We start from the raw sequence: 25,028 nt of genomic DNA, 5'->3' as shown, positions 1-25,028 counted from the left end.
CGTCAGAACAAGCCGGTTCTCAGGGCGATCACGGTCGCCTCGGTCCGGCTCTGGACGTCGAGCTTGCGACAGATGCGATACACGTGGGTCGCGACGGTGCTCTCCTCGATGCCGAACTCTCTGGCGATCTGGCGGTTGGTGGCGGCCTTCGTGACCAGAATCCGCAAGATCTCCCACTCCCGCTTCGTCAGGCCGTACGGCCGCGAATCCGGCTCCGGAGGCTGAGGCTGAGGCTGAGGCTGGGACTGAGACTCAGACACCGAATCAGTGTTCAGCTTCTCCACCGCGTCCTTCAGCGGCTCGGCCCCCAAACGCGTCGCCGTGTCCCTCGCCTCCGCAACCGCGACGGCCGCGGCCTCCTCGTCCCCGGCGGCCAGGGCCGCGGCGGCCTGTCGCCAGCGCGCGTACGCCATCGGGTACGGACGGCCGATCTCCGCCCACGACTTCGCGACGCCGTCCCACAGCGGGACCGTGTCGTCGCCGAGCGTCCGGTGGTACTCGGCCCGGCACAGCTGGAGCAGGATCTGCTCCTCGTGGCTCGCGGGCCTGGCGGCGGCCTGCTGTTCGGCGGCGGCGATCAATTCCGCGCCGAGTTCGGCGGCGTCGGAGATCTGCGCGCCCGCCTCGGCGGCGCGCGCGGCCCGGTCCGCCGCGGCTCGCAGGCCGACCGAGTACAGGCGCAGCCGGACGAGCACGTTCTCGGTGTCCGCGACCGCGGCCAGACCGCTGCGTACCGCGTCCAGGGCCTGCGACGGCTCCTCCTTCCAACACCGCAGTTCCGCCTGGCACGTGTGCCACGCGGCGACGAACCGCGTGTCGGTGATGCCCTGGCCGCCGACCTCGGACATCAGCCGCTCGGCTTCGGCGTACTCGCCGCGGGCCACGTCGAACTCGGCGACGGTGAGCCGCAGATAAGCGCTCAGCTCCAGCCGCGGCCGGTCGGCCATCGCCTGCGCGAGGACCTCGCCGGCCTCGTCCCACCGGCCCAGCAGCATCAGCGACGCGGCGGCGTTGTTCGCCAGGACGATTACCAACCGTAGTTCGGTCACCCCGATCGCCTGGGCGCGCCGCAGGCCGGTGCGCGCGGCCTCGACCGAGCCGTCCAGATCCCCGGCCAGCTCCAGCCCTACGGCGAGATTGCCGTACGCGCCCAGCAGCCCTTCCAGATGGTCCTCCTGGTCGGCCAGCTCCACGGCCTGCCGCAGCCGGGGCTCGCCGTCCGCGACGCGTCCGAGGAAGGACAACGCCAAGCCCACGGCGTTCAGCGCCCGGCCCTTGGCCGCCGCGTCGCCCGCGGTCTCGGCCAGCTCGACCGCCCGCTCGGACCGGTCCAGCGCGGCCTGGTAGGAACCGGCCCGGATCTCCGCCATCGCCAACCCGACCAGCGCCCGGGCATGCGCCGCGCCCTCAGGGGCGGCCGCCTCCAACAAGCGCACGGCGTCGGTGTATGCCGACCGGCCCTCGACGACCGCTCCGTTCTCCCAGTGGTAGCTGCCGAGGCGTTCGTACAACTCGCCGAGCCGGCCCGGATCGTGTCGGCCAGCGACCGTGTCGATCGCCTTGCGCAGCCGGGCGACCGCCTGCGGCACATGCCCGGCCCAGCGCGAGGCGGCCGCTGCGGCGTCGAGTAGGTCCACGTAGGAGCGGCCCGCGGCCACCTCCGGGTCCGGGACCCTGGCCCACAGCTCGTCCAGCACCCGTCCGTACTGGCTCTCCGCCTCGTGGAACGCCCGCACCCGCATCGTGGCCTTGCCCGCCCGCACCGCCGTGGCCAGCGCCTCGGCCCGGTGATCGGTGTGGAACCAGTGGTGCGCCAGCTCGACCTCGGCGCCCCAGCCGTGCGCCAGCCCCAGCGCCACGTCCTCGGTCAGTGCCTCGGTCAGTGCCTCGGCCATCTTCGTGTGCAGCCGCCGGCGCTCGCCGATGCCCATCTGCTGGTAGACGGCCTCGCTGAGCAGCGCGTGCTGGATGGCGTAGGACTCCTGCTCGATCTGGTCGACGACGAGCATGCCCTGGTTGCGGCACTCGCGCAGGGCGCTGTCGAGCACGTCGGACGGCAGCCCGCAGACCGCCTCCAGCAGCCGGTCGTCCAGCCGCCGGGCGGCGGCCGCCGCGACCCGCATCACCTGCCGGGCCGGCTCGCTGAGCGCGGCGATGCGGGCGAGCATCAGTTCATTGATGGACTCCGGGACCCGGCGGGCGTTCGGATCGGTCAGCGCCCCGGAGAGCAGCAGCTGCTCGGCGAAGTAGGCGTTGCCGCCGGACAACCGGTGGCAGCGCCGCACCAGGTCCCGGTCCGGCGGCGTGGCCGCGTCGGGGAAGAGCGCGCCGATGAAATCCCTGAGATCGAGCTCGGTGAAGGAGGGCAGCGCCACTGGATGAACGTGCCGTTTGAACTCCGGCTCGGCCAGCAGGACCCGCAACGCGTGCCCCGGCACCAGGACCGAGCGGTGGCTGCACACCAGTAACGCCCGCTCGCTCGACAGCCGCCGGGCGAGGAACGAGACCAGGTCCAGCGTGGACTGGTCGGCCCAGTGCATGTCCTCGAAGACCAGCACGACCGGTGCGCTTTTCCCGAGGTGTTCCAGCATCCTGAGGACCGCGCCGAAGACCCGCAGCTGCCCGGATCCGGACGGCGCCACGTCCGCCGTGGCGGCCGCCGTCCCGGTGAAGTCGGAGACCAGGTGCTCCAGGTCGTTCCAGGTGGAATCGGTGATCGCGGCCCGGATCTCGTCCTCGCCGCGCTCGCGCACCAGCATCCGCAGCGACTCGACCAGCGGCGCGTACGGGATCAGGCCGCCACCGAGCTCGATGCAGGCCCCGCGCAGCACGTGTGCCTGGTGGTCCTTCTCCGCCTCCGCGACGAACTGCGCCAGCAGCCGGCTCTTCCCGACCCCGGCCTCACCGCCCAGGACGACCGTGCCGGCCCGCCCGGCGGCCGCCTGATCGAGCAGGCCCCGCAGCTGCTGGAGTTCATGGTCGCGTCCGACGAATCGTTCGGCCGTCATGGCGTCATTGTGGCGCGACCACGGCGGACGCCGGTACCCAATGACGGATTCTGGTTTCCCTTGAAGGAGATGCTGGACATTCGGCCTCACGCCGCTCCGCCGACGATAGGCTGGCCGGTCGAGCTGGGAGGTTTTCCTCACGACCGCAGGACTCTGCGACGCCGACCGGCTCCGACGGACTGTGGCGGACTGTGGCGGCACGCCACCGGTGCTACGAGGGGCGTCGGCGGCCTCACGTGTCTTCTTCGTCCTGTGCCAGCGCTTCGAGCAGAATCTCCAGCAGCACCTGGGTCACGCGGGCCAGGGCCTCGGGGTCCTCGATCATCCGGGCCACGCGCTCGTCGAGGTCGGGGGCGCTGCCGGGGGTGCGGTCGAGGAGATCGGAGCCGGTGCCGCCGTGGAAGACCTCGGTGAGGATGCCCGCGACGGCGGCGTGCGGGTCGTCGCCGGCCAGCAGGCGGGCCTCGACCTGGTCGATCACGCGGGCGGCCAGCTCGTGCAGCTCGGCCTCGGCCGACTGGTCCGGGCCGCCGCAGGAGACGTAGTCCGGCTCGCGCTCGGCGTCGCCGTCGGTGCGCGGGGCGCACATAAGAGGCGCCTGCTTATGCCCCAGGGGGCGTTCGACGAAGAGGTCGAACCAGGCAGGATTCTGCTTCATAGCCGCCAGCACGCGCTCGACGTCCATCGCGACCTGCCGCTCGGTGACGCCCGGATCGCCGGTGGCCGCCGCGCGCCGGTCCGCCCACGTCCCCAGCGGCCACAGCCCTCCGGGAGCGACGTTCGGCACTCCGACCCAGGTGAGGACGTCAAGGGCCAGGTCAAGCAGCCAAGGGTCGCCGCCCAGGGCGTCGCGTAGCCACAGGGGCAGTCGAGGTCGTTGTTGCGCGCCCCGAATTCCGCGCCTTTTACGATTCGCATCTACAGTGACGGCGTTCAGCCGCGAGGCTATCCAGCCGCCGAGGTTCTCAATCCGCTTGTCAGCATGCTTCAACAGATCGAGAAGAGCGGCTTCCACATCGTCCTGAAAACGATCATGACACTCGGGCAGCAGAAAGGCAGCGCCCGCGGCACACCGGTGGTGTCCCCGCCCCCGCTCCAGCCGGCGCGTCAGGCGGTCGAAGACGACGTCTGCGACGAAGCGGTACAGGACCGGGTCGGCAGCGTCCGCGTGCTCCGCCATATAGCCGGACAACTGTCCCTCCCGAGCTGCCTTCTTGATTTCCTCTTCGACCTTTTCTCGTACCGGGTTCTCGTCGGCCATGCCGCGTCCCTTTCTTCATCTACCGCTCCCGCGAGGCCGTTTCACGGATGCCGAAATCGCGCGCCGTACCTGCGGCGGAGCGCGTGTGATCAGCAGGAAAGGTCCGGAAGTCGGGACTCGGAATTCGTGTTTCCCGAGGCGATTTCACGGTAAGGAACCGCGCGCTATCGCGGCTAGCGGTAAGAAGAAAGACACTAATAACTATGTACGTGCCAGGCGCCCGGGCCCGGCGACCCAGGGCCCTGAGAGCCCGATCGCTGAGAATCCATTACCCCACGCGACCTCGGCGGCCACCGGAGTGGACAGAACCATTACCCCGCACACCGAGGCATCCACACCCGCACTCAGCACCCTGTGACCCTGACGGACGCGACAGGAATCGGCGCCGCCCGGACCACCGTGGCCGAAGCGGCGCCGCCAGAACCCCACCTATTCGCCCCCCGCACCGAGCCCATTCCTGACGGCCCACAACGCCGCCTCAGTCCGGTTCTGCACCCCGAGCTTGCGCATAATGCGATGCACATGCGTGGCCACAGTGCCCTCGGCCAGCCGGAACCGACTACCGATCTCCCGGTTGGAGCACCCGGTGGCCAGCAGCCGCAGCACATCGGCTTCCCGCGGAGTCAGCGCCACGATGCCGAGCTCCGGCACCACCGCGGGCACCGCACTACCGCCTGCCGCGGCACGGCTGCCGGCCGATGCAGCAGCGCTGCCCGCCGCGCGATCGCCTGCCGCAACACCACGCGCCGCTGCGGTGTTGGCTGTGCTGCCGCCAGCGCCTGTGCCCCCTGGCGCGCCACCGCTCGCCGCGACACCACCCGTTACGCCGCTACCTGCCGCGCCGCTGTCGGCCGCCCTGCTGCTGGGTACGCCACTGCTCCCCGAACTAGCGCTGCCTGCCGCGCCATCGTGGGCCGCGACACCGCTCGTTACGCCGCTGCCTGCCGCGCTGCTGCTGGGTACGCCACTGCTCGCCGAGCTAGCGCTGCCTGCCGCGCCACTGTTCGCAGCACCGGTGTTGTCTGAGCCGCGGCCTGTTGAGCTAGCGCTGTCGGCCGCGCCGCCGCCTGCCGCGCCGCTGTCGGCCACCATGCTGCCGGGTGCGCCACCCCTCGCCGAGCCGCCGCTGGCTGTGCCGCCGCCTGCTGAGCCAGCGCTGTCTGCCGCGCCGCCGCCTGCCGCGCCGCTGTCGGCCACCATGCTGCCGGGTGCGCCACCCCTCGCCGAGCCGCCGCTGGCTGTGCCGCCGCCTGCTGAGCTAGCGCTGCCTGCCGCGCCGCTGCTGCCACCCGCACCTTCGCCGCCTGCGATGTCGCCGCTCGTATGCCTGCCCGCGGCATCGCCCCCCAGGCGCGCCACCAACCGCGCCGCCTCAGCACGCAAAGGCTCCGCCCCGAGCCGCCCCGCAGCCTCAGTGGCCTGAATCGCAGTCGCCGCTGCTCCCGCCACGCCGTCCCGCGCCGCCGCGCCTGCCTGCCGCCAGCGTGCGTACGCCGCCGGATACGGCCGCTCGACCCCGTCCCAACCCGCGGCGACCGCGGCCCAATCCTCCGCCGAGTCCGCCCTCGACGCCCTGCGGTCCTCGGCCTCGCACTGGCGCCGCAGCAGCTGCACCACCGCCGTCTCGGGCAGGGTCGCGGCCTCCTCCGTGGCGAGGTCGACCAGATCGGCGCCCGCCACCAGAACCCCGCCCGAGCGCCGGAGGCGGTGGTCGGCTGCGGCTCGGAGCCCCACCGCGCACAGCCGTAGGCGCATCAGTGCGTTGTCCGTGGTCTCCAAGCCCTGGAACGCCGTCCCGTAAGCGCGCACCGGCTGCCCGCGCCAGCACCACAGTTCCGCCTCGCACGCGTGCAGGGCCGCGGTGAGCCACGGGTCGCTGCTCTGCTGCTGCCCGCGCAGCTCGTCGATCAGGCGCTCGGCGTCGGCGAAGCGGCCGCGTTCCACCTCGATCCCGGCCAGCGTCAGGCGCAGGCGCGCGCTGTTCTCGGCGTGCGGGCGGTCCGCCAGTGCCTCGTTCAGCAGGTCCGTGGCCTCGTTCCAGTGCCCCAGCAGCATCAGCGACGAGCCCGCGTTGCCGGCCAGCGCGCCGCCGAGCCGCGTGCCCGCGAGCCCCAGCGCCTGGGCGCGGCGCAGCCCGGCGCGCGCCTGGTCGGCCGAGCCGGCCGTGTCGCCGGCGAACGCGAGCGCCCGCGCGAGATTGCTGTAGGTGCGCAGTACGTCCTCTAACCGATCGGCGCGGTCCGCGACGTCCAGCGCCCGCCGCAGCACCGGCTCGCTCTCCGCCGTCCGGCCGCTGACGGCCAGCGCCACGCCGGCCGCGTTCAGCGCCCTGTTCTCCGCACCGGCGTCGCCGCAGTCGTGAGCGAGCACGACCGCCTCCTGCGCACGATCCAACGCCATGTCGTACGCCCCCGCCCGCACCTCGGCCATCGCCAGCCCGGACAACGCCCGCGCATACACCGCCTCACCCGGCGCGGCCTGCGCCAACAACCGCACAGCCTCGGCGTACGCATGCCCGTCCTCGGGCGCCTCCCGCGCCTCCCGCACCAACCGCGCCTCCCGCTGATAGCTGCCCAGCCGCTCGTACAACTCGCCCAACCGCCGCGGGTTCGCATGCGGCCCCGCGGCGTCGACCGCCTCCTGCACATGCGCGACGGCCTGCCCGACGTGCCCGGCCCACCGCGCCGCATCCGCCAGCGCGAGGAGAATCTGCTCACGCGAACAGCGAGCCGCCTCCTCCGGCTCGGCCACCTGGTCCCACAAAATCAGTGCACGCCGATAGTGGCTCGCCGCCTCATGAAAGCCCCGCACCCGCATCGTCGTCTCCCCGGCCCGCACGGCCGCGACCAGCGCCTCCGGATACCGGCGCGCGCGATACCAGTGGTGGGCGAGCTCCACCACGACGCCCCAGTCCCGGGCGAAAGCACCCCCGGCGCCCGCAGCCAGCGCCTGAGCCACCTCACCGTGCAGCCGCCGCCGCTCTCGCGGAGCCATCGCCTTGTAGACCGCCGCGCCGAGCAGCGCGTGCGGCACGACGTACCGACCCTCGACCGCGTCCAGGACCAGCATGCCCTGGTCCTGACACTCGTTCAGCGCCTCGTCGAGGACGTCGGACTCCAGTCCGCTTACAGCCTCCAGCAGCCGATCGTCGGCCCGTCGCGCCGCCGACGCGACCCGCAGGACGCGCCGAGCCGCCGTGCTGAGCCCAGAAACCCGAGCCAGCACCAGTTCCTCGACGGACCGTGGCACGGGCTCCTCGACCGAGTCAGCCGACCCGCTCAGCACCCCGGACACCGCCAACTGCTCGGCGAAGAACACGTTGCCGTCGGAGACTTCGTGGTACCGCCGCGCCGCGTCCCGATCCAGCGGCGCGAACTCGTCGAGGAACAAGGACAGCTCCGCCTCGGTGAACCGCGGCAGCTCCATACTCGTCACGCGCGGCCCGAACCCGGGCTCGGCCAGCATTCTCCGCAGCCGGTGCCCGGCCGGCAACGCGGACCGGTGGCTGCACGCCAACAGCGTCCGTTCGCCGGCCATGGTGCGTGTCAGATAGGAGACCAGATCCAGTGTCGATTGGTCAGCCCAGTGCAGGTCCTCGAAGACCAGCACCACCGGCGCGGTCGTGCCGAGCCGTTCCAGCATCCGCCGTACGGCGCTGAAGATCCGCATACGTCCCGGCACACCCACATCAGGCCCGGCAGGAGTAGCGCGATCGGCGCCGTCAGAGACCAGATCGGCCAGATCGTTCCACGCCGGCCCGGCCGCCTGCCGCACCGTCTCAGGGCCCTGCTCCCAGAGCAGCGCACGCAGCGACTCGACCAGCGGCGCGTACGGGACGACCCCGTCCCCGAGCTTGACGCACGAACCCGACAGCACGTGCGCGTTGAGGTCGTGGCGAGCCCGCTCGGTGAACTCGGTGATCAACCGCGTCTTCCCGACCCCCGCCTCACCGGCGATGATCGCCGTGGCAGCCTGCCCTGATCCGGCCTGGCGCGCCAGATCGACGAGCTGCCCGAGTTCGGCGGTCCGGCTGACGAATGTGGCCGCCCCGCCGACCTTGCCCCGCGCGACCCGCTGGATCCGGCCGCGCCAAGTCTCCAGCGCCGCGGCCATCCGCTCGGGTTCGACCCCGGCGGCGGTGGCCCGGTTCCACAGCACGGTCAGCTCCTGCGCGAGCGCATCCGTCATCCGGGCACGCGCCGACTCCCGGAAGCCCTCGAAGCGCGTCAGTCGTTCGGACATGGCAGCACCTCGCCTTCCTTCTCGCCGGATGCCCGCCAGGTGACCCCGTCCACGACCAACCCGGCCTGCCGCAGCGTCCGATCGATACGGCTCAACGTGCCGGTTCGGGGCACCCCGATGACCCAGACCCCTGATTCGTCCACCCGCAGTTGCAACGGGGGAGCCGCGACATGCTTGTCCACGGAGATCGCGTAGCGCCGACGCCCCAACTCGGTGAGCGGCCGCAGCTGTTGGTTCGCCGAGCCGCGCCACACCAGATCGGTCGGCTGCCCGGCCTCGTAACGTCCGGTGATCAGCGCGTCCGCATACCGCGTCGCGGCCAGCCGTTCCTCGTCGAGCTCGTCGAGTTCGTACCCGGTGTACAGCAGGATGTCGGCCTCGCCGTAGCCGGCCGCCGCCGCAGCGGCGCCGTCAGTACGGACCTCGGCACGGACCTCCGCCGCGCGCCGCAGAAACTCCGCGAGCGACCCAGCTTGCTCCAGCGGCTCGCCGCCGCTGACGGTCAGCCCGGTGGCCCCGTCGGCCAGCGCCGTGCGCCAGCGGTCGACCAGATCCTCGACGGCGACTTCGACGCCGCCCTCTGCGTCCCAGGTGTCCCGGGACATGCAGCCCTTGCAGGCCAGCGGGCATCCCTGCACCCATACCCCGAGGCGGATTCCGGGGCCGAGGGCGGTGACGGGATAGTGGCTCCGGCTGATCCGGAGGGCCGGGGCGCTCATGCCGGGGTCCTCAGGCCGCACCCGCACCGGGACCGGTCCCGGACCAGAGCGTCGTCAGACGCCGGCCCGGGACCGTTCCCCCCGGTGACGCCGCCGATCGTCCCCTCCCCGTTCGGCGACGGGTCATCGTGGTAGTGCTGACGGACGACCTGATGGGCGAACTGGCCGGCGGCCGCGGCGGAGCTCATCACCGTGCCCCCTTCATCGGCCTCGGGGCGTGGTACCCGGGCCCGGGCTGCGCGACGTCTCCGCTGGGCGCGTCCCCTTCGAAGCCCTGCGGCACATAGCCCTCGTCGGTGACCACGGCCGCGCCGAGCCGGCTGCCCAGCGTCCGGATGTCGGCGTTGAAGTCGACGCAGCGCTCCCGCTCCCGGGCCGCGGCCTCGTCGCCGTCCAGGGCGTGCGCGCGGACGACCCGGCCGTGCACAGCGCCGTGGCTGTCGATCCAGATCTCCGCCGAGTGCTCCGCGCCCCAGTCCGGCCGGGCCAGCCGCAGCTCGGCCGAGTGCCGCACGTCGAACTCCGACTCCAGCGAATAGCCCAGATCGGTCAGGCAGGAGCGCATCAGGCCCTCGACGAAGTGGCAGCGCGCCTGCGCGGCGGCCCACTCGGCGGCCTCGGCGCCCTCAGCGCGCAGATCCGCGCTCAGGTCGCGGTCGCCGGCCACCACGGCCCGCAGCTTCGCGGCCGTGCCGGAGAACGGCGTCGGGGGATCGCCCAGGGCCGACTGCTCTTCCAGCACCACCAGCCACTGCCCGGCCAGCCGGCGCCGGGAGGCCGCCGCGTTCACCGCGGTCACCTTGGCCCGCAGGCTCTCCAGGTACGACCGCGCCTCCCGGGCGTCGTCCTGCGCGACACACGCCGCGGCGGCCAGCACTTCCCGGTGCTCCCGCTCGTCGGCGTCCGGGTCCAGGGTCTCCAGGACCGCCTTGACGTCCGCCGGCGTCGGCTTCATCGGCGTCTCGGTGGCGACCGCGGCCGTGGCGCTCTGCCCGCGCTGTTTCTGCAGCAGCTCCTGGTACTCCTTCAGCGCCTTGGCGGCATCCGGCCGGGCCAGGACGTACTGCGGCAGATACGCGCCCAGATGACGGGCCTCGTCGCCGGCCACCGCGACCCGCACCGCCTCCTGCGCCCGGGCCACCAGCTGCGCCGTCAGCTCGGTACGCCGCGACGCCTCGGCCGCGGTGCAGCCGGAGATGCTCAGCGGCGCCGGGAGGTCGACCTCGACGCCGGCCTTGGTGGCCCGCGCCCGCAGGGCACTGATACGGCTGTTCAGCTCGGCCGCGTCCGCCGCCACCACGCCCCAGATCCGCCGCGAGATCTCGGCGTCGGACTGCGCGGCGGCGATGTCCTCCAGCCGGGCCCCGTAGTCGCCGACCGCACGGAACGCGGCCTCGGCCGCCATGTTCGCCGCGCGTGCCACCAGCACCGCGGCTGCACCCGCGGTCAGCACCGTGGCCGCTGCCGCCGCGGCGGCCACGGCCGGCGGCGCGATGAGGATTCCTCCGGAACTCATACATTCCCTCCCGTTTGGATATGACGGACAGAGCCGGTCCAGAGCGGTCAGTGCTGGAACCCGACACGCAGCTCGCGCGCCGCCGGGACCTCCCAGGGGTTGCGGGGCCGCAGCCTCATCACGTTCTCTCCTCCGTCCCGGGCCCGGCTGTCATCGAGCGACGCCGTGCGCTGGATTACTGACGGACGAGAAGGAGCGGCGCGAAAGACAACACCTCGCCGACCAGGTGGTCGACGAGGTGAGGGGCGGTCTGAAGCCGTTAGGCTGTCAAGGCTTTATGAAAGCCCTGCGTTGCCCTGGTGGATGAACGGAGCCCACTTCGAGACATCGTCCAGCGGCGTCCGATTCTCCTGGAGCAGAAGCTCGCGCACCGCTGGAATCGCCTCGCGATCGGTGTCCAGCATCCAGCGCTGCGCCGCGCGCAGGGCTTCGGCCGGAGTGCGGTCGCCGACCGCGAGGTAGTGATGGAAGACGACCATGCAGACCGCGGTCGCCCAGTCGTCGACGGCCCACCGGGAGCCGATCACGTCGGTCGCGCCCCGCGCCACGAACGCCGTGGTGAGGGTCAACGCCTCGTCGTGGTCGCGGTTGCTCAGGTCGGTCTCACAACAGTCGAGGACGACCAGCGAGGAGAAGCGATCCCGCGTGCCGGGGCGGGAGGCGTCCACGATCTCGGCCACCGTGAGGTATTCGGGTCCTGTGTCGCCTTCAGACTCTTCCTCCGCCTCATCCGGCCGCGCCAGCAGCAGCCGCGAGGCGGTCGGCCGCGAGCTCGCGGTACCGTGCGCGATGATCTGCACCATCGACGCCGGCTCCCGGCCGCTGTCGCCGGTCAACGCCGCCTGCACCTGCTCAGGCGTCCCCGGGGCCTCAACCTCCTGGCCCTCCACCGACCCCATGAGCCGGGCCGCGGGCAAGTAGGTCCGACGCAGCGTGACGGCCTCCTCCTTGGCGTAACGCAGGGTCCTGCTGGGATCCACGACCAGGACCGGATCGGCGGCATACGGCGTCCTGCGCCTGGACAGACTGCGCACCAGCTCATCCGCCGACGCCGCATACGACACGACGAGCACGTCGCAGGCGCGCGGCGGCCGGGACAGCCCGGCCGTGGACGGCCTGGGGGAGATCAGCGCCGCGTGCCAGGGCACCAGACCGAGCCGGCCGCAGGGGATGAGCACGACCCGGCCCGGCGCTTCCGGCGTGGGCACGAAAGGCAGCGCCGCGATGACCCGGTTCAGCACGGCGGTTCCGGCCCAAATGCAGAGCTCGTCCAACGAGAGCTCCCAGCGCGGCTCGGGCTTGAGATCCCGCGTCGGCTCCTGACCCCGCAACCGCTGATACCGCCTGGCCGACTGGTCAAGATAGTCGTCCACCTTGCCCAGGCTGCTGAGCGGCAACTCCCGAGTGGCGCCGTTCCGGAGGATCATCAGGGCCTTGCCGGCCACGCCGTCGGTGCCGGGCAGGAGGTAGACCAGCGCATCCAGACCGGCCCGATCGAGGTGTCCGACGATCTGCGCCAGCGTCGGCACCACGAGCAGATCGCGCTGCGGCTGGGAGTCCGAGCCCGGCTCCGGTTCGGCAGCCGCTGAGGCCGCTGAAGCCGATGAAGCCGCACGCGGCGCGCGCAAGGCTTCCAGCGCGCGACGCCTCAGATCGCTGGGCAGGTTGAACTGGACGGCGTCCGCACCGGGCACCGCCGCGCTCGCCCCGCCGACTTCGCTGACCCCGCCGGCATCGTTCCCGGATCCCGCGCCGGAGCGCTCCCACTGCTCGGCGAGCTCCGCCTCACCGACCGCACGCAGACGGTCCGGCACTGTCCCGGCGGTCGCCGTGGCCCGCAGGACGAGGCCTCGTCCCAGCTCCAGCACCTCGATCGCGTCTTCGACGCGGTGCTCCTCCAACGCCCAGCCCGCCGCTCGCAACCCGCGAAGAGCCCCGGTCCGCGCCGCCTGCAACCCGTGCTCGGCCCCGAGCTGCAACAGCACGTCCCCGGCCACCAGCTCCAACGACTCTCGCGTCAGCGCCACCGCCCGGCGGTTGTCGCGCAGCGCGGCGTCACGCCGGTTCCGCAGCGCCTCTGCCAAGCTCCACAGAACACGGCTGGCGATCTGCGTGCCGGTGCGCTCGGTGAGCAGATCCTTCGCCTGTTCGAGCGCATCGATCGCCTCACCGAGGAACTTCGCCTTCGCGGGGCCGTCGCTGAGAAGGAGGTACTGCGCCATCAGCCCGGACGCGAGCAGCATCCGGGCCTGGACCGCCCCGTCGTAGGAGACCAGGTCTGTCGTCAGCAAGCTGCGCGCGCTGTCGACTGCCTTCCCGACCTCCACGGGCCGATTCTCGAGTGCGCCAAGGATCATGTGTGCCAACGACGCGAGGCTGTCCATGTGCGGGCGCACAGCCTCCGGCATCGGCTTCTCACGTGCGACCTGGATATGCGCATAGGCCTCGCGGGCCATATCCCTGTCGTGACGGCGCACCGCCAAGGCAAGCTTCGCGAGCGCCTGCTGCATCGGTTGGAGAAACTGCCACTCGGCAAAGGCCTCCGAGGTCGGACCGGCTTGACTCAACTCTGCGACAAGTCTTCCCAGAGCTGCTTCGTCCTCGGATTCGATGGCTTCGGAGGTCCGTAGGCTCTGCCCGAGATTTCCGCTCACCAGACTGATCTCGTCGAGCTCTGGATCCGACGTCTTGAGTCCGTCACCTTGCAGCAGTCCCAGCAGTCCCAAGGCCTTCGCCTCGTCCTGCCTGTTGCCATAGGAAGATGCCGACCACGACAGCAGGCTGGGATAGACCGAGGTGAGGAGCCAGGACATCTCGCCGGCCTCCGGACTGTCCATTACCTCCCGCAGGTTCCGCAGGGCCTGATCCACCTCACGGGGATCATTCGTGCGCACTGCCATGGCGAGCCGGCCGAACGCGGCGATGCCCAGACTCCGGCTCGTGCCGTCGGCCTCGTAGCTGCTGATCCGGGTTTTGAACTCAGCCGGATCGAGCGCCCCGGGCACGCACATCTCGATCAGGATGGCCAGATCGTCCCAGGGCATGCTCTGGTCGGCGTGCGACGGTGTCTCCGGGACCGCCGGCGGATTTGCCGCCTCGGGAGCTTGGCGCCGCTCCAGGGTCTCAGCCTGCTTCATCAGCTCGCTCAGGATCGCACCGAGCTGGCCGGTCGGCTGGACGGGCAGCTCGTCGATGTGCTCGCGCATGGCGGCCGTCGTGACGTTCGAGGGATCCCGCAGCAGCTGCAACCAGACGTTCAGCGTCATGCTGAAGGACTGCAACTTGGCGGCGCGCGGATCGTCCGGGTGAGCAGCGACGATTTCCTCGATGAGTTCGCGCAACTCGTGGAGGTCGTTGACGATCGGCCCGCTCTCCTGCATCTCTCGGATCAGAGCCAGCATCGAGCCCAGCTTGCCGGTCGCGTCCGGCCCGAAGTCCGCCACGTTGGCGGGCAGGAGCATCACCGCGAACAGCAGCATCGCCTCCAGGTCGGACTCGGCGGTCAGGTGTCCGCCGGCGCGCCCGGCCCGGAAACAGCGCAGGGCCTCCGCCCGATTCGCATCCGTCCACCCGAAGCGGTTGCCCCGGAACGCGTGCAACGCGCCCAGCGCCACCCGCAGCGCTCCCAGCGACGCGTCGTCATCGGCGAGCAAGGCGCTCGCGCGCAGTTCGAGCCCGGAGGCCTCCTCGATCATCCGGTCAAGGTCGGGGGCCGACGGCGGTGCCGTCGAAGATCTCGCGGTGACCAGGGCCGCCGCTCGGGGCAGCAGGTTTTGTACTTCCTCACGCAGGTTTGACGGGTCCTGGTGGTCCATGACCTCAGTCTGACGGACTGAAAAGGGCGGCGGACCGTTTCCGGTCCGCCGCCCGCCGTCCTCAGAACATTGACTCAGTCGTCAGTTCACGTTGAGACCGGTGTCGTCGATGACGAACGAGGTCTGGAGCGAGGCGTCCTCGGTGCCGGTGAACTTCAGGGTGATGGTCTGGCCGATGTAGCTGGCCAGGCTGAAGGAGTGCTGGCTGTAGCCACTGTTGGCGTTGAGGTTGCTGTAGGTGGCCAGGGTGCCCACGACGGTGCCGGAGGAGTTCAGGACCTGCACCGACAGCTTGTCGTAGGCGGTGCTGGTGGTGGTCTCGGCGGTGTCGATGTGCAGCCAGAAGGAGAAGTTCGCCGTCTTGCAGGTGGAGGCGATGCTGACCTTCTGCGACAGGGTGTCGGTGTGGGTGGTGCCGTAGCCGTCGAGCCAGGCGTCGTAGCTGCCGGTGTGGGCGGGCTCGGAGGTGGTGTCGCTGTTGATGACACCGGCGGTGGCGGACCACGGGGTGGCGCTACCGGTCTCGAAGCCGGGGTTGCCCAGCAGCTGTGCGGCGGTGCAGCCGCCGCCACCGGAGGGGTTGACGGTCCAGGAGAAGGTGGTGGAGCCCGAGGCGGTGCCCGAGGACGCCGTCACGGTGACGGACGAGGTGCCGGCCGCGCTCGGGGTGCCGGTGATGGCGCCGGAGGAGCTGATCGACAGGCCGGCCGGGAGACCGGAGGCCGAGTAGGTCAGCGACTTGCCTGCGGAGTCAGAGCCGGAGATCTGCAGGGTGCTGATCGCAGTACCCTGTGTCGAGGTCTGGCTACCGGGGTTCGTCACCGAGACGGTCTCGGTGCCACCGGAGGAGTTGACCGTCCAGGTGAAGGACGTCGAACCCGAAGCCGTGCCGGACGATGCGGTGACGGTCACGGTGGACGTGCCCGCCGCGCTCGGGGTGCCGGTGATGGCGCCGGAGGAGCTGATCGACAGGCCCGCCGGCAGGCCGGTGGCCGAGTAGGTCAGCGACTTGCCCGCGGAGTCCGAACCCGAGATCTGCAGGGTGCTGATCGCAGTGCCCTGCGTCGAGGTCTGGCTACCCGGGTTGGTCACCGAGACGGTCTCGGTGCTGCTCCCCGTCTGCAGGCCGGCGATGCCGTTGGGGGTGCCGATGCCGGTGGGGCCGTCGTAGCCGGTTCCGGCGGTGCACAGGTAGGCGGGGGTGCAGCTGCCGTCGTTGCCGGAGGTGACGTCGTAGAAGTTGCCGGTGTGCTGGTAGATGTCCTGGGCGGGGGTGGCGCCGGCGTTGCCGGCGAGGGCGAACATGGCGGCGACCATGGGGGAGGAGGCCGAGGTGCCGCCGACTTCGTTCCAGCCGGTGTTGCCGTTGGAGGTGTCGTAAACGGCGACGCCGGTGGCCGGATCGGCGTCGGCGGCGACGTCGTTGTCGATGCGGTTGGAGCAGCCGGCCGGCAGGCTCAGTGCGGCCTGCCACGAGGGCTTCGTCTCGTAGGCCGAGCAGCCCGATCCGGTGCCCTCAGAGCCGGTGGTGGTGTTCCACACCGACTCGGTCCAGCCGCGGGAGTTCGACGCGGTGGCCAGGTTGGTGCCGCCGACGGAGACGACGTTCGGCGAGGTCGCCGGGTAGCTGACGCCGTAGTCGGAGTCACCGGCGGAGACCGTGGTCACGATGCCGGAGGCGTGGGTGAAGTACGAGGAGTCCTGCGAGCTCTCGGTGGAGGACTCGGAGCCGCCCCAGGAGTTCGATATGTAGCCGGCCAGGCTCGCGGCGGTGTTCTGCGCGACATACAGGCCGTTGCTGGAGTCGTCGTTGGCTTCGACCAGCACGATCTTGCACAGCGGGCAGATGGCCGAGGCCATGTCCAGGTCCAGGGACTCCTCAAGAGTCCAGTCGTCGCCCGCCGGGGGAGCCGAGGGCAGCGGCGAGGTCTGGCCGTTCTGGTTCACCTTGGAGAAGGTGCCCGCGGGTAGGCCCGCGGCGGACCGGTACGCGGCCAGGTCGGAGGCGGCGTTGGCGTCGTCGTAGGCGTCGACCAGCGCGATGGTCCGGCCCGCGCCGTTCGAGGCCGAAGCCGACGTCAGGTTGTACGCCGACTGCAACTGCGACGGCCCGTACCCGACGCCGGACGGGATGGCGTTGGGGGAGACCGCCGCCGCCGAGACGCCGACCCCGTTCCGCTTCAGGGCGAAGCAGGACTGGTGGCCGACCACGATGACGGCGGAGCAGGCGTGCGTAGAGCCCTGATTCGCGGCCGAGACCGCGGGCTGCGAGGCGTGGGCGGAACCGGCGGCCTCCGCGGCGATCAGGTTTGCGGATGCCGAGGCGGTCGCGGCCGGGGCCGGGGAGGCGGTGGCCCCCGAGGTGCCGGCGACTGCCAGCGCGCTGCCCAGGGCAACGGCTGTTGCCAGGCGCGCGGTCGCGCGCAGGCGTGAACTGATTCTCACGGGGATGGTTTCCCTCTCGGTGTGGGGTGGCGGCACGCCTTGTCAGGCACGCCGCCGTTCGGCAGGGGATGAGCCCGATCGATCTGGAGGGGAAGTTAGCGCCGCGGAGATGGTCGGTCAACGGCCTCTCATATAAGTCTATAGATATGCGCCCACTGGCTGCCGTAGAAGAACTACGCGCCGGTAATAGCTTTTGGCCTGCGTACTTTTCCGTCGGGTTGAGAATCGGGGGCGGGTCGAGATCGAACGCGCGCCGCGTACGATACCGGCAGTGCTACGCAGCGTAGTATCTCAGAGTTCATATATCTGCTGCCCCCGGACTCGTCAAGGCGGGGGATCGGGTCAAGGATCGCCGCGCACCAAGGTGATGCGGCTGGTGTCGAAGATGCTCCGCGCGGTTGTCTTCGGCCCGATCACGACTGCCGCGAACAACGCCCGCAGCACCGCCGCCTGCCGCGCCTCCGGCAACCGCTGCCACTCGTGGGCCGCGTCCGGGCCGGTGGCCACCCCGTCCAGCGCGCGGATGTCGCGCAGGTCCACCTGCCCGTGGTCGCGGCGGAAACCGTCGCGCCGGCCGGCCGGCGCGACGGACGGCCCGCGCCGCATGCTGACCGGACCGTCGAGATCGATCGAGCCGTCCCAGTCGGTCAGCAGGTCCACCGCCGCTTCGCTGACGAAACGTTCCAAGGAGGCCGCGGCTATGTGGAGTTTGCAGGTCCGGGGCAGCGGACTGTTCAAGGAGGCGCAGGCGTACATCCGGTAGTCGCCGACGATCGAGCCGACCATGTGGACATCGCACTGGCCGCAGATGACGAGCCCGGTCAGCAGATAATGCGCACGTTTCCGGTGCCCGGCATGGGTCGCGGCCCGCGCCGTCCGCTCCTTCTGCGCGCTGCGCCAGTCCTCGACGCTGACGCACGGCTCCCAGTTCCCTGGACGGAGCCCGCCCTCCTCCCGGTCAACGCTGCCGCGGAAGACCCGCAGTCCGGCGTACCTCGGTGCCAGCAGAATCCGGTCGACGCCGGTCGTGGTCCAGGTGCTGCCGGTGGAGGTCGGCACGCCGCGGGCGTTCAGGTTCCAGGCGATGGCGCGCAGGCTCTCGCCGTCGAGATACCGCGTGTAGATCTCCTGGACCACTCGCGCCTCGCCGGGAATCAGAGCTCGCATTCCGGTCTCGTAGCCGTAGGCTCGACGGCCGCCGCCGTGCGGCTGCCCGGATTCCGCAGCCAGACGATGCGCCGCGCGGACGGAATCCGACAGCGCCGCGGACGTATGGCTCAGGTGGCGCGCTTGCTCAAGTGCGGACTCGCGAATCTGAGGATCGCTCAAATCCAGCTCATCGCCGAAACCGTGCAACGCCACCGATTTCGACTCCGCCAGGACCAGCAACTCGACCACGTCGGCCGGTCGATGACGGACCAGCATCGACGGCCGGAACACCAGCACCGTCCGCGCCCGGCCTTCGCGGACCGCCGTGAGCAGCGCGGTCCAGCCCGGCCGCTCGGTCTCCGGCTGCCAGATCGCCCGCTGCCGGTCGGCGAACACCAGCTCCGGCCGCACGCTGACGCCGAGCGCGGCGGCCAGCGCACGTCCCTGCCGCTCCTGGGCGTCGATCGGCGCCTGGTCGGCGTCGGCCCGGTGCGGGACACAGCAGTAGAGCGCGCCGCGTCCCGCCTGATCTTGCTGCCCGGCCATGTCAGGACACGACGGCGCTGGTGGTCACCTTCGCGGGTGGACCATCGGAGGACACGGCATTCTTCGGATCGCCCGAGGTGCCGATCGGATAGGCGTATCCGTTGACGCCTATGTGTACCCGCTGTCCGGCCGCCGGCGGCGCTTCCGTGACGTACGCGATCAGCGGCGGGCCCACGATGTGGCTGTCCTCCAGGGTGAGCTCGACGCGCCAGTCGGTGCCGCGGAACCGGGAGTCGAGGATCCGCGCCTCGGCGGTACCCGCCCCGTCCGCACCGAGCCGGAGCTGTCCGGGACGTAGCATGACCGTCTGCGATCCACCCCGGTTTTTGTAGCCGTCTTCCAAGGCCAGAGCACCCAGCGCTGTCTCGGCCACCTCGCCGCGCACGACCGCCGGCAGCAGGTTGGCCTCGCCGAGCGTCCGCGCGATGTCGGCGTCGGCCGGCCGGTGGTAGAGCGCGTGGCCGCTGTCGGCCTGCACGATCCGTCCGGCGCGCAGCACCGCGATGAGGTCGGCGAACGACAGCGCCTCGTCGACGTCGTGCGTGACCAGGATCGCGGTGGCGCCGGCCGCGCGCAGCGTGGCGGCGACCTGGGCCCGCACCTCGGTGCGCAGCGCGGCGTCCAGGGCGGCGAACGGCTCGTCCAGCAACAGCAGCTCCGGACGCGGCGCGAGCGCCCGCGCCAGCGCGACGCGCTGCTGCTGGCCGCCGGACAGCTGGTGCGGATGCCGGTCTCCGAGCCCTGACAAGCCGACCAGGTCCAGCAGCTCCTCGACACGTTCGCGACGGCCGGGGCGCGGCAGGCCGAAGCCGATGTTGGCGGCGGCCGACAGGTGCGGGAACAGCGCGCCGTCCTGCGGTACGTACCCGATGCGCCGCCGCTCGGCCGCGACCTGTGTGCGGTCGTCGTTCAGCACGCGTCCGCCGACCGCGACGGTCCCCGCGCTCGACCGGTGGAATCCGGCGATCACCCGGAGCAGCGTGCTCTTGCCGCATCCGGAGGGGCCGAGGATGCAGGCCAGCGTCCCGTCCTCGACGGTGAGGTCCAGGCCGTCCAGGACCGCGGCGCCGCCGTGGCCCGCGCGCAGATCCGTGATCGTGAGTCCGCTCATGTCAGGCTTCTTCCTTCGACGGACGAGCAGTTCCGAGCGTGCGGCGGGTCAGCAGGACGACGGCCGGGACGGACAGGACGGTCATCATCGCCGCGTAGGGCGCGGCGGCGCCGTAGGCCAGGCCGGTGGTGTACGACCAGAACCGGGTCGCCAGCGTCTCGGTGCCGGTGGGGTGCAGCAGCAGCGTGGCGGTCAGCTCGGTGCTGGCGGTCAGCGCCACCATCGCGAACGACGCGGCCAATCCCGGCGCGATCAGCGGGAGCGTGACCCGCCCCAGCACGACCAGGCGGCGCCGGCCCAGCGAGCGCGCGACGTCCTCCACCCCGTGCGGGACGTGGGCCAGCGAGGCCCGCACCGCGGTCAGCGCGAGCGGGAAGAACAGCACGACGTAGCCCGCGACCAGCATCGGAGGCTGCTGATACCAGGGCTGCGCGTAGCGGATCGCGAAGAACACCACGGCCAGGGCTACCGCGATGCCTGGAAGGGCACGCGTCAGATACGCCAGGCGCACGATCCCGAAGGACACGTGCCCCGGGTGCCGCCAGGCGAGCAGCGCGACCGGCACCGCCGCCGCGGTCGCCACGGCCGCGGTGACCAGCGCGTAGCCGGCGGTGGTCGCGGTCGCGGTCCAGATCGAGGCGGACGGCAGGGTGCTGGAGTTGCCCTTGGCCAGCCAGTATCCGAGGGCGTACACCGGGACGCCGAGGGTGGTCCCGACCACGGCGGCCAGACCCGCGACGGCCGGGATCCGCCCGGCGCCCAGCCGGATCGGGTCGGCGGGCCGGGCCGCCGCGCCCTCCCGCACCACGCGGCCCCGCCGCCGACCGGCTCCGGCCTCGGCGCCGATCACCAGGACCGCCAGCACGATCAGCACCAGCGCCAGCACCGACGCCGAGACCGTGTCGAAGCTGGTCTCGAACTGGGTGTAGATCGCGGTCGCGAAGGTGGTGTAGCGGACCATCGCGAACGCGCCGTACTCGCCGAGCAGGTACAGCGACACCAGCAACGCACCGCCGGCCAGCGCGGGCCGGGTCTGTGGGAGCGTCACGCGCCACAGCACGCGCCACCGGCTGTGGCCGAGGCTGCGCGCCACTTCTTCGGTGGCGGCGTCGCTGCGGCGCAACGTCGCGGCCACCGGCAGGAACACCAACGGATACAGCGAGGTGGTCATCACCAGCACCGCGCCCCAGAAGCCCCGGACCGAGGGGAACAGCGAGACCCAGCAGTAGCCGTGCACGAATTCCGGGACCGCCAGCGGCATCGCCAGCAGGACGGTGAAGACGCGGCGGCCGGGTATGTCAGTGCGCTGCGTCAGGAAGGCGGCGCAGAAGCCGAGCACCAGCGTCGCGGCCGTGACCGTGACCGTCAGCTCCAGTGTGTGCCACAGAAGCGTGGTGACCAGTGGACGGCCCAGCAGCCGGCGGACCGAGTCCCAGCCGGACTGCCCGGCCTGCATCACCACGAACACCAGCGGGCAGCACACGACGAGCGCGACCGCGGCGGCGACCAGCGGAAGGGCGAACGGAGCGCCGGAAGCCCGGCGACGTAACGTCGCCGGGCTCATCGTCTTCAGTAGAGAGTTCTGGCTCACGAAAGGAGGCCGACGCTCTGCAACAGGTCCAGTGCCTGCTTGCCGTCACCCAGATCGGTGGCCGGGACCACGGGGTCGGCGGCCGACAGCGGCTTGTTCAGCTTCGCGGCGGTCACATCGGCCAGCAGCGGGTACTCGTAGCTCTGCGAGGTGGCGATGATCTGCTGCGCCGGCTGGGAAACCAGGTAGGCCAGGAACGCCTGGGCCGCGGCCTGGTGCTTGCTGGAGGACAGGATGCCGACGCCGGAGACGTCCACCAGCGACCCCGGGTCTCCGGCCGCGAAGAAGGACAGAGCGCTGTGCACGGAGCCGGCCCCGACCTCGTCGCGCATGCGGTACCAGTAGTAGTGGTCCACGACGCCGCCGGCGACTTCGCCCTTGTTGATCGCCGCGATCAGGTCCTCGTTGGAGCTGTAGACCTTGCCGTTGGCCTTGAGGCCCTGCAGCCAGGTCTTGGTCGCGTCGGCGCCGGCGGACTTGATCATGCGGGTCACGATCGGCGTGAAGTCGGTCTCGCTGGGCGCGATCCCGAGCTTGCCCTTCCACGCCGGGCCCGCCAGGTCCTTCACCGACGTCGGCAGCTGCGCGGCCTGCACCGATCCGGTGTTGTACGCGAACACGGCGCTGCGGGCCGAGACGCCGACCCAGTCCCCGGCGGCCGCGCTGTCGGAGGCCGGCACCGCGCTCAGCGTGCTCGCGTTCACCTTCGCCAGCAGGCCCTTCTCCTCCAGCGTGGTCAGCGCCGGCGGGTTCTCGGCGAAGAAGACGTCCGCGGGGGAGGCCTTGCCCTCGGTCAGTACCTGGTTCGCGAGTTCGGCCTCGTCGCCCGAGCGCACGTTCACCGTGACCCCGGACTTGGCCTCGAAGTCCTTCACGAGCGCCTGCACGGTCTGCTCGTGCTGGCCGCTGTACACCGTGATGGACTGCCCGGCCACCGAGCCGCCCGACGCGGAACCGCCGCCGGAGCCACCCGCCGCCGGCTTCGAGGTGCTGCTGCCGCACGCCGCCAGCACCACGCTGGTCAGCGCGGCCCCGAGGACCACCCCCGCCGACTTCCGACCGGACCGTACGGCACGCGTGAGCACCGAGAACCTCCCTGTTGACGACGAACTGCCGCCGCGTTCGGCCGACGGGCGCTCGTGGTTGAGCCTAGGCACACCGTACTTAGGATTGCCTAAGCGAAGAACAGGGGGGTAGGGGGTGGACGCTGGCGCCGGGGTGGCGCGCTCCGGCAGTGGTTCAGGCAGGGGCTCAGCGGTGGCTCGGGCAGCGCTCCCCTTCTGGTCAGGCCGCGTCAGGCTGCGTCAGACCGCGGACGACCGCCGTTCGGCGGAGGCCGGCGAGTCGATGCGTCGCACGATCTGCTGCGCGTCTTGGCCGAGGCGGCGCAGACGTTCCGGGGAGAGGTTGTCGACGACGAGGTGGCGGACGAACGCGACGTGGGCCGGTGCCGCCTCCTCCATCTTGCGCATCCCCTCCGGGAGCAGGACGGCGTTGGTGAAACGGCCGTCGCAGGGGTCTGTCTCACGGCGGACGAAGCCTCGGGTTTCCAGTCGCCGGACCATGTGCGACAGGCGGGACAGCGAGACGCTGGCGGCTTCGGCCAAGTCGCTCATCCGCATCGTCCACGCCGGGGTCTTGGCGAGCGTCGCCATGGTCATGTACTCGACCATGCTCAGGTCGGCGTCCCGTTGGAGCCGGCCGTCGATGGCCCACGGCAGCCTGGTCATCAACCGGACCACCGCGAGCCATGCCGACAGCTCTCCGGCGTCGAGCCAGAGCCCCTCGTGGGGGTCCGAGCTCACTGGCGGTAGCTTCCGTGCCGGAACTCCTCGACGAGGCTCGGACGCGTCGGACGCCAGCCGAGCTCCCGCTGCGCCTTCTCCGCCGTGGTGGACTGGTCGAGCAGCAGGACTTCGGCGAAGTACTCACCGAAGCGGGACTGCGCTTCCTCGACCGACCCCGGCACCGCGCCCGGCGCGCCGACGGCGACCGCGACGGCCTCGGTGATCTCGGCGACCGTCGGGTTGCTGCCGTCGCCGAGGATGTAGTAGCCGCGCGCGCTGTCGTTCTCCAGCGCCAGGCGGAAGGCGGTGGCGAGGTCGGCGGCGTGCACCGTCGACCAGTGCTGGCGGCCGTCGCCGAGCATGATGAGCTTTCCGGACTCCTCGCGCGGGGAGCCGAGCAGCGCGCCCGGGAGGGCGCCGCCGCCGTCGCCGTACGCGACGCTGGACACCAGGATCGTCGTGCGCGGGCCGTCGGCGGCCAGGATCCGCTGCTCGATCGGCTCCTTCCAGGCCACCATGGCCGGCGCCCGGAACGGGGAGTCCTCGGTGATCGCGGTGTTGTCGCCGTAGACCCACAAGCCGCTGATCTGGACGTAGGGCTTGCCGGTGCCGGCGTAGGCCTCGATGACGGCGTCCACGACCGCGTTGTCGACGTCCGCGCTGGTGGCGTCGCCGGGGCTCGCGGTGTGCACGGCGCCGTCGGTGTCGGCGAGCAGCTGCGCGACCCGGGCCCGGTCGGCCAGGTCGACGACGACCGGGGTCGCGCCGTTGGCCTCGGCGGTCTTGGCGCCGGCCTCGTCGCGGACCAGCGCGACGACCTCGTGGCCGTGCTCGCGCAGTTCGGTCAGGACGTGCGAGCCGATGAACCCGGTGGCGCCGGTGAGTGCGACTTTCATGGTCTTCACCCTTCTGCGGGTTGGTGCGGTTTCGACTTGCTCCTTCAAGTGAGACTTTAGGGCTGATGACTTGAAGCGTCAAGTGGAATGGGGGAAGACTGGTGCTGAACTGCGCGTCTATGCGTGATACGTGATGCTGTGACTTGAACTCTCAATCCTGGTTGGGGAAGACGAGTTCGGCGTTCACGCCGTCGGCGAGCAGGAAGTAGCCGAGGAAGGTCACCCCGTCCTGCTGCGCGTCGAAGCGTGCGATCCGCACGCCCTCGGGCTCGTGGAACACGTCCCCCGGCCCGAGCGCGACCGCGGCCTCGCCCTCGATCTGGTACACGGCCGAGCCGGTCTCGATGCTGCCGAAGACCGGGCCGTTGTGGACGTGCAGCCCGGCGGCGTAGCCCGGGGCGATGGTGATCCGGCGGATCTCGACGCGGTGCGTGGCAAGGGGTTCGGGCAGCTTCTGGTCCAGGACGATCACTCGGCTCATCGGCGGCTCGGCTTCGGCGGTGGTCGTGTCGGCTTCACCGGTGTATTCGACCCCGTATTCAGCGTCCGTCACGGCGTCGCCGAACTCTGCGGTGCGGCCGTCCTCGGGCAGCTCCTCGATCGCCAGATGCGTCATCTCGCCGTCGGGCGTCGCGCCGTGCCAATGCCATTCGCCGGCCTCGATCCGCACGCTGTCGCCGGTGCGGATGGTCTCGACCGAACCGCCACGGCGCTGCACGAGCGCGGTGCCGTCGGTGACGACGAGGACCTGGCCCAGCGGGTGGTGATGCCAGCGCGTGCGGGCGCCGGGTTCGAACCGCACGCTGTCGACCTGTGTGCGAGACGGGCCGGCGGGCGTGGCGAGTTCGTCGATGAAGGCGCCGCCGGTGATCCACTCGGAGGAGGCGGGGGCACCGGTGCGGGGAGTGCGGGAAATCTGCATGCTCGGTCTTCCTTCGGTGG

The 25,028-nt window shown here is 71.3% G+C and carries 14 protein-coding genes; all 14 read right to left on the bottom strand.

Features of this window, described 5'->3' with window-relative positions:
- Positions 1–2: 2 nt before the first annotated feature.
- Positions 3–3,008, bottom strand: a complete 3,006-nt coding sequence (locus tag ABH935_RS33785; protein WP_370382015.1) for a helix-turn-helix transcriptional regulator — start codon at positions 3,006–3,008, stop codon at positions 3–5.
- A 232-nt stretch (positions 3,009–3,240) separates the two neighbouring features.
- Positions 3,241–4,269 (bottom strand): hypothetical protein, encoded by a 1,029-nt coding sequence (locus tag ABH935_RS33780; protein WP_370382014.1) that lies wholly within the window; start codon positions 4,267–4,269, stop codon positions 3,241–3,243.
- Positions 4,270–4,698: 429 nt separating this feature from the next.
- Positions 4,699–8,511: an AAA family ATPase gene (locus ABH935_RS33775; RefSeq protein WP_370382013.1), complete on the bottom strand. Its 3,813-nt coding sequence runs from the start codon at positions 8,509–8,511 to the stop codon at positions 4,699–4,701.
- On the bottom strand, positions 8,496–9,230 hold the full coding sequence (locus tag ABH935_RS33770; protein ID WP_370382012.1) for a 4Fe-4S single cluster domain-containing protein: 735 nt from the start codon (positions 9,228–9,230) through the stop codon (positions 8,496–8,498). The genes ABH935_RS33775 and ABH935_RS33770 overlap by 16 nt, the downstream gene beginning before the upstream one ends.
- A gap of 187 nt (positions 9,231–9,417) precedes the next feature.
- Positions 9,418–10,746, bottom strand: a complete 1,329-nt coding sequence (locus ABH935_RS33765; protein WP_370382011.1) for a hypothetical protein — start codon at positions 10,744–10,746, stop codon at positions 9,418–9,420.
- A gap of 275 nt (positions 10,747–11,021) precedes the next feature.
- Entirely contained in the window at positions 11,022–14,561 is a 3,540-nt protein-coding gene (locus ABH935_RS33760; protein ID WP_370382010.1) for a CHAT domain-containing protein, read from the bottom strand.
- 81 nt (positions 14,562–14,642) lie between these two features.
- On the bottom strand, positions 14,643–17,006 hold the full coding sequence (locus ABH935_RS33755) for a putative Ig domain-containing protein (RefSeq protein ID WP_370382009.1): 2,364 nt from the start codon (positions 17,004–17,006) through the stop codon (positions 14,643–14,645).
- Between the two features lie 342 nt (positions 17,007–17,348).
- On the bottom strand, positions 17,349–18,701 hold the full coding sequence (locus ABH935_RS33750) for a recombinase family protein (protein WP_370382008.1): 1,353 nt from the start codon (positions 18,699–18,701) through the stop codon (positions 17,349–17,351).
- A gap of 1 nt (position 18,702) precedes the next feature.
- Positions 18,703–19,812 carry an ABC transporter ATP-binding protein gene (locus tag ABH935_RS33745; protein WP_370382007.1) on the bottom strand — a complete coding sequence of 370 codons (1,110 nt, stop codon included), beginning with the start codon at positions 19,810–19,812 and terminating at the stop codon, positions 18,703–18,705.
- Between the two features lies 1 nt (position 19,813).
- The gene (locus tag ABH935_RS33740) at positions 19,814–21,403 is read right to left on the bottom strand and encodes an ABC transporter permease (protein WP_370382006.1); all 1,590 of its coding nucleotides are present in this window, start codon (positions 21,401–21,403) and stop codon (positions 19,814–19,816) included.
- On the bottom strand, positions 21,400–22,488 hold the full coding sequence (locus tag ABH935_RS33735) for an iron ABC transporter substrate-binding protein (protein WP_370382005.1): 1,089 nt from the start codon (positions 22,486–22,488) through the stop codon (positions 21,400–21,402). Before ABH935_RS33735 ends, ABH935_RS33740 begins: the two co-directional genes overlap by 4 nt.
- 219 nt (positions 22,489–22,707) lie before the next feature.
- A complete protein-coding gene (locus ABH935_RS33730) occupies positions 22,708–23,208 on the bottom strand; it encodes a MarR family winged helix-turn-helix transcriptional regulator (protein ID WP_370382004.1) in 501 nt (166 codons plus the stop codon).
- A complete protein-coding gene (locus ABH935_RS33725) occupies positions 23,205–24,086 on the bottom strand; it encodes an NAD-dependent epimerase/dehydratase family protein (RefSeq protein ID WP_370382003.1) in 882 nt (293 codons plus the stop codon). The genes ABH935_RS33730 and ABH935_RS33725 overlap by 4 nt, the downstream gene beginning before the upstream one ends.
- Positions 24,087–24,237: 151 nt before the next feature.
- Entirely contained in the window at positions 24,238–25,008 is a 771-nt protein-coding gene (locus ABH935_RS33720) for a cupin domain-containing protein (RefSeq protein WP_370382002.1), read from the bottom strand.
- Positions 25,009–25,028 lie beyond the last annotated feature (20 nt).

Source organism: Catenulispora sp. GAS73, from assembly GCF_041262085.1.
Taxonomy (GTDB): domain Bacteria; phylum Actinomycetota; class Actinomycetes; order Streptomycetales; family Catenulisporaceae; genus Catenulispora.
Note: the sequence above shows the minus strand (reverse complement) of the source record. Positions and strands in the feature narration are given on the sequence as shown.